At 70.5% G+C, this 6,160-nt stretch carries 5 protein-coding genes; 3 read left to right on the top strand and 2 right to left on the bottom strand.

The genetic code is table 11. The features are described 5' to 3' along the window. Window positions 1-382, top strand: a 382-nt coding sequence (locus VJ693_RS25105) for an alpha/beta family hydrolase (RefSeq protein ID WP_324158812.1), incomplete at its 5' end; no start/stop codon positions are given. Between the two features lie 6 nt (window positions 383-388). Here VJ693_RS25105 and VJ693_RS25100 read toward each other — a convergent pair. Continuing rightward, window positions 389-1,732 carry a delta-60 repeat domain-containing protein gene (locus VJ693_RS25100; protein ID WP_324158810.1) on the bottom strand — a complete coding sequence of 448 codons (1,344 nt, stop codon included), beginning with the start codon at window positions 1,730-1,732 and terminating at the stop codon, window positions 389-391. Window positions 1,733-1,801: 69 nt separating this feature from the next. Next, window positions 1,802-3,262, bottom strand: a complete 1,461-nt coding sequence (locus VJ693_RS25095) for a carotenoid oxygenase family protein (RefSeq protein ID WP_324158808.1) — start codon at window positions 3,260-3,262, stop codon at window positions 1,802-1,804. A gap of 178 nt (window positions 3,263-3,440) precedes the next feature. Between VJ693_RS25095 and serB the strand changes: the two genes are divergently transcribed. Next, window positions 3,441-4,148, top strand: coding sequence for a phosphoserine phosphatase SerB (gene serB / locus VJ693_RS25090; RefSeq protein WP_324158806.1), 708 nt, complete (start codon window positions 3,441-3,443; stop codon window positions 4,146-4,148). 101 nt (window positions 4,149-4,249) lie between these two features. Then, window positions 4,250-6,118: a hypothetical protein gene (locus VJ693_RS25085; protein ID WP_324158804.1), complete on the top strand. Its 1,869-nt coding sequence runs from the start codon at window positions 4,250-4,252 to the stop codon at window positions 6,116-6,118. Window positions 6,119-6,160 lie beyond the last annotated feature (42 nt).

Here is a 6,160-nt window from a genome sequence, read left to right as displayed (position 1 = left end):
CCTGCCGCTGGTGGCGGGCGGCAAGTCGTTCGGGGGCCGCATGACATCGCAGGCGCAGGCGGCCGAGCCGCTGCCCGGCGTGCGCGGGCTGGTGTTCCTGGGCTTCCCGCTGCACCCGGCGGGCAAGCCCGCGCGGGAGCGCGCCGCGCACCTGGCGCAGGTCGACTGCCCGATGCTCTTCCTGCAGGGCACGCGCGACGAGCTGGCCGACTTCGCGCTCATCACCGACGTGACCCGGGCGCTCGGCCCGCGCGCCACGCTGGAGCCGATCGCCGAGGCCGACCACTCTTTCCATGTCCTGGCGCGCAGCGGCCGCACGGATGCCGAGGTGCTGGAGGGCCTGCTGAACGTGGCCGCCAGTTGGATCGCCCGGCCCGCGTGAGCCGCCTCATTCTCCCGGCGCGGCGGCGGCACCTGACGCCAGATAACGCGCCAGCGCGAATTCCACCGCCTTGTCGGTGCCGGTGGCCTGGAAGCCCACCGCGATGATCTTCCCGTCCGGCTGCAGCGTGGCGCCATTCGCCCCGCCGTTCAGGTCGCCGAACGAGGTGCGCACCCTGCCGTTCTTGCCGAAGCTGGGGTCGAGCTTGCCGCCCGCATCCAGCCGGGCCAGCACGAAATCGGAATCCGACGACTCGGAATCGGGGAAGCCCACGACCACCACCTTGCCGTCGGCCTGCAGCAGCACGCTGCTGGCCCGCTCGCAGCAGCTGCCGAAGTGCAGCCGCGTCTTGCCGTCGCCGCTGAAGGCGGGATCGAGCGTGCCGTCGGCGCCATAGCGCGCCACGGCGTACCGCGTGTCGCCGAATGCCAGGCTGGCGAAGCCGGCGGCGACGATCTTGCCGTCCGGCTGCAGCACCGCCGCATGCGCCCGGTCGAAGTTCTGGGCGCCGAAGTCCGTCCGCACCTTCCCCGCGTTGCCGAAACCGGTGTCGAGCGCCCCGTTGGGCAGGTAGCGCGCCAGCGCGAAGTCGTAGAAATTGGCCGGGTTCTTGGCCGAGCCGACCGCCACGATCTTGCCGTCGGGCTGGATCAGTACGGCCATCGCGTCGTCGTTGAAACCGTCGAAGTCGGTCATGACCTTGCCGCCGGTGCCGAAGCTCGTGTCCAGCGTGCCGTCGGCGTTGTAGCGCGCCAGCCCGAAATCGGTGTTGGACGAGTCGTCGCTGGAGAAATCGACGAAGACCGTGCCCGCGGCGACGATCTTGCCGTCGGACTGCAGGGCCAGGCCGAAGGCATAGCTGCCGTGGCCGAAGTTCGTCGTGACGATGCCGCCGCTGCCGAAGCCGGCATCGAGCGTTCCGTCGGGGTTGTAGCGGGCCAGCTCGAAGTTGCCGGCGAAGACGAACAGCGGGAAGGCGCCGCCCGCGACCAGGATCTTGCCGTCGGGCTGCACGACCACCGCCGAGGCCACCGCCGCCAAGCCCGGGAAATCGGTCGTCACGCGCCCTTTCGTGCCGAAGCTGTCGTCGAGCTTGCCGCCGGGGGTGTAGCGCGCCAGGGCGAAGTCCTCGTGCGAATAGTCGTTGTTCTGGTAGGTGTTCCCCACCACGACGATCTTGCCGTCGGCCTGCACCGCCACCGCATGGGCCAGGTCGGCGCCGCCGTGGAAGTCGGTCATCTTCTTCCCGCTTCGGCCGAAGGCGGGGTCGAGGTCGCCATCCGTGGCGAACGCCGGCGGGCCCACGAGCCCGCACAGGAGTGCAAGTGCTGCGGCGGCGGCCTTGTCCATTTCGATGCTCCGGTTCGACGTGCCTGGCGGTGAGTGCCGTCCCGGCGGCCGGGCGTTGCCCTGCGCGGTTCAGGCCGGGTTGAACGCCCCGTGGAAGCCGAAGGGCACCACCTGCGGCATCTCGACCAGGGCCAGGCATTCCATGCGCCGCGGGTCGAGCACGGCCAGCCTCGTCGACACGTCGCCATCGGCCAGGGTCGACACGAGCAGCACGCCGTCGTCTTCCTCCGTGCCGCCGGGCCGCGGGACGAACAGCGGCTCGAGCTGGACGGCGTTCGGGCGTTGCCATTCCCGCCGCTCGCCGGTGCCGAGGTCAATGCGCACCGTGCGGTCGAGGAAGTGCGCCCGGTCCTCCGGGTCGTAGCCGGCGCCCCAGGCCCAGCGCGCCGCGCCGGTCTCCGGCCGGTCGGGGTGCACCTGCGGCAGCTCGAAGCCGCTGCCCAGCGGCTCGATGCGCGCCTCACCCTGCCCGGGGCGCAGGCGGTAGCGCGTCACCCGCGCGGCCGTCCGCTGGCGCATGCCGGACCGCAGGGCCGCGAGGGCGAGATCCTCGAACACCGTGGCGTCGGGGTAGTCGCACAGGTCGAGCACCAGCTCGTCTCCGTCCTCGAAGGCCTGCACGGCGTGGAAGCACATCATGGGCGGGATCTCCCAGCGGCGCGAAGAGCCGTCGGCCAGCGAGATCGCGTGGATGGCCGAGCCCGTGGCGGGCTCCCAGCGGAAGTTGGCCTGGTACGCCCGGTGGGTGAACAGGAAGCCGAGCGGCTGCGCGCGCAGCGCGGTCTCCCACACCAGCATGTGCCGGGCGCTGCGGGCAAAGGCATGCAGGTAACCCGGCTTGCGGACCTGGATGGCGCCGACCTGCTCGCGGCGCGTGCTGCCGGCGCGGATGCGGAACAGCTGGTAGAAGCTCTTCGGGCCGAATTCCACGCCGACGTTCCAGTAGTCGCCCCGGCTGTCGGTCATGCCGTGGGCGGCCATCAGCGCCAGGTCGAGGCCGTCGTTGTGCCTCAGCTCGCCGATCGTCGCCAGGCTGGCCGGGTCGAACTCGATCAGGTGAGGCGATTCGGTGCAGGCGATCCAGCGGTCGCCGATGCGCGACATCACCACCGCCGGGTTGTCGCTGCTGCGCGGGTGGAAGAAATGGGTGATGCGCGAACGCCAGGGCTCGGTGTCGGGCGTGGCGAACTCGCCGACCACGGGCCGGCCGGCAGCGCGCGCCAAGTCGAAGGACTGGCTGCGGGCGAACCGGCTGCGGTAGGCCGCTCGCCCGCCGTCGAACTGCACGCGGTGCAGCATGGCCAGGCCGTCGAACCAGTGCGCATAGCGCCCCTGCGGCAAATCCCACAGCGCCGGGCCGTTGAGCAGCAGCGAACCGCGCAGCCATTCCGGCACGGCGCCCTGCACGGGACACGGCGTGTCGTCGAATTCGACCGCGCCGGAATCGAAGCCGCGCAACCGGCTCAGCGAGGAGGCCCGCCCGTCGGCGGCCATGGTTCGGACAGTGGATCTTTCCAGAACGGCAGACATGGAACCTCCTGTACCCGCGCAGCCAGGCGTCGCGACCCAGCTTCGTGAGTTCTACGCCCGCCGCCGGCGGTCGGATGCCCGGGATTACCTGAACATCGTGGACGGCCCTGCCATACTTGCCGGCTCGCCACCGCCAGCCCCATCCTGAGCCGGGAGTCTCCCCCCGGTCGATCGCCCGATGTCCGCTCACGAGTTCTCCCCCGGCCTGTTCACCCGCGGCTTCACCCCGCCCCTGGCACTGACTGATTTCCGCCTGATCGCGTTCGACATGGATTCGACGCTGATCAACATCGAGTGCGTCGACGAGATCGCTGCCGAGGCGGGCCGCAGGGCCGAGGTGGCGGCCATCACCGAAGCAGCCATGCGAGGCGAGATCGCCGATTTCAAGGACAGCCTGCGGCGCCGGGTTTCGCTGCTGGCCGGCGTGCCGGAATCCGCTTTGCACCGGGTCTACCAGCGGCTGCGCCTGAATCCGGGGGTCGAGGCCTTCGTCGCCGCCTGCCGGGCTGCCGGCCTGAAGACGCTGCTGGTCTCGGGCGGCTTCACCTTCTTCAGCGAGCAGGTGCGCCAGCGCCTGCAACTCGATTTCGCCCGCGCCAATCTGCTCGAGATCGTCGACGGCAAGCTGACCGGCCGCATGGTCGACCGGCCCTGGGGCGACATCGTCGACGGCGCCGAGAAGCGCCGCGTGCTGCTCGAGGTCTGCGAACTGATGGGCATCGACCCGGCCCGGGCCATTGCGGTGGGCGACGGCGCCAACGACCTGCCGATGATGGCAGCGGCCGGCCTGTCGATCGCCTTCCACGCCAAGCCGGCCGTGCGCGAACAGGCCATGCTGTCGATCTCGCAAGGCGGCATGGACCGCGCGCTCGAAGTGCTGCGCTGATCCCCCTCTTCTAGGGGCTGAACGTCCTCCTCCTGGGGATGTCCACCCGGCCCCGCCGTGCCTACCGTGAGGATTGCCATCCAATCACAGGGAGTCACGCCATGGCTTACTACCTCAAGGGAACGCTCAAGGGCGCGCTCTGTTCCGACTGCATCGAACCGCTGGAGGGCCTGGTCCTCAAAGCCTATGCGCTCGCGCCGGGCCGCGACGTGGCCGCGCTGGCCGTCGCCCGCACCAAAGACACCTTCGAGGGCGTGCCGGACGACGAACGTGACGCCAAGGCCGCGCGCCTGCTCGCCGAGGCGACGATCGATGCTGCCGGCAACTACACGCTGGACTTCAGCCGCGCCAAGGGCTACCAGGGCGAGGCCTTCGAATTGGATCTGTACTGCACCACGGTGCCGCGCCGCAAGAGCCAGGAGGGCCTGCCGCCGCCGATGCAGTTCATGCTGACGGTCGTGCAACCGCAATGGCGGCAACTGCGCGACGACCGGGTCGCCGCATGGGACTACACCATCCCCTACCGCACCTGGTGCGGCATACGCGGCCGCTTCGGCGCCTGGGTGATCTGCGGCCAGGTGCGCCACTGCGAGACCAAGGCCCCGATCGGCGGGGTGCGCGTGCGCGCATTCGACGTCGACTGGCTGCAGGACGATGCGCTGGGCGATGGCGTCACCGATGGCACCGGCCACTTCCGCATCGACTACCTCGCGGCGGATTTCAAGCAGACCATCTTCTCGCCGACGATCAACCTCGAATGGACGGGCGGGCCTGACCTGTACTTCAAGGTCGAGACGCTCTCCGGCACCCCGCTGCTGGCCGAGCCGCCTTCGCGCGGCCGCGCGTCGGACCGCGAGAACGCCGGCCCGTGCTTCTGCGTCGATCTGTGCCTGCGCGAGCAGCCGCCGATGCCCGAGCCGCTGCCGGTCTTCGACGCGCTGGGCGGATACCTGTACGCGAGCCAGATCGACAGCGCCGTGCCCGGCAGCGGCTTGACCCTGGGCGACCACCGGGCGTTCTATTCGACCGTGCGGCTGAACGGCGTGCTGCCGAAGACGATGAACGGCCAGCCGATGGAGTACCGCTTCGAGTTCCGCACGACCGACGCGCTGGGCAATGCCGTCGGCCCCTGGACGCCGGTCGCGACCACCCAGTTCGCCGCGACGGTGATCGGCAAGGTCGAGCGCTACGCGCCGGCCTTCCCTGGCGATCCGAACCCGGTCAAGACGGCCAACATGGTGGCCGACCCGGCCAGCCCCGGCGCAGGGCCGACGAACGCCGCCATCGTCGGCGGCTGGGTCCAGGTCCCGCAGTTTGCCAACGTGTTCGGGCCGGACGGGTTCTTCGTGCCCAACGGCAACATGCTCAATGTGATGACGCCGGCACTGGTGCCCCAACCCGCGCTGAGCATGGCCGGCGTGATCGGCGGCGAGAGCAGCACCGCCCATGGCGCGGCACTGGCAAACAACCGCCACGTCGCGCTGCGCATGCGGGTGCGCGTGGTTGGCCAGCCTGGCACCGAGGCCGATGCCGGCTTCTGCCCCCACGTGGCGATCGAGAACACGGTCTACAACCAGGTGCACAAGGGCGGCTCATGGGCACCGGTGGATGTGAGCGGCCAGCTCTGCGCGGCCTCGGTCGACTCGCTGCAGCTGCGCGCGGGTGGTTGCGCCGGCCTGAACGCGGCGCTGGACGTGGTGTTCACCGCGGCCCACCCCAACCTCGGCGCGGTCTCGGTCAGCATGAACGGGCCGGGCGGGCCCTACGGCTTCGGCATGCCGGCGATTCCGACGCCGGGCGACTGGTTCGGCCAGGCCATCAACGGCGCCCCGCCGCCGGCCGGCGGCTGGACCTTCGCCGCCCTGCCCGACTGCGCCTACATCGTGACGCTGTCGGTGCAAGTGCTGCTGACCACCGGCGACTCCGTGCCGCTGCCAGTGCAGGACCAGATCGCGTTCTGCAAGAAGTAGGGCCCGGAGCAGCGCCTCGCCGGCCGGTGGCTTCGGTCGCAG

Origin of the sequence: Ideonella sp. (genome assembly GCF_035254525.1) — a bacterium.
Classification (GTDB): Bacteria; Pseudomonadota; Gammaproteobacteria; order Burkholderiales; family Burkholderiaceae_C; genus Ideonella.
This window is presented reverse-complemented; position numbering and strand designations above follow the sequence as displayed.

Bases quoted from the DNA above. Each gene is read 5' to 3' on its own strand.
- VJ693_RS25085 (WP_324158804.1), top strand. From the start codon at position 4,250: ATGGCTTACTACCTCAAGGGAACGCTCAAGGGCGCGCTCTGTTCCGAC.
- VJ693_RS25100 (WP_324158810.1), bottom strand. From the start codon at position 1,732: ATGGACAAGGCCGCCGCCGCAGCACTTGCACTCCTGTGCGGGCTCGTG.
- serB (WP_324158806.1), top strand. From the start codon at position 3,441: ATGTCCGCTCACGAGTTCTCCCCCGGCCTGTTCACCCGCGGCTTCACC.
- VJ693_RS25095 (WP_324158808.1), bottom strand. From the start codon at position 3,262: ATGTCTGCCGTTCTGGAAAGATCCACTGTCCGAACCATGGCCGCCGAC.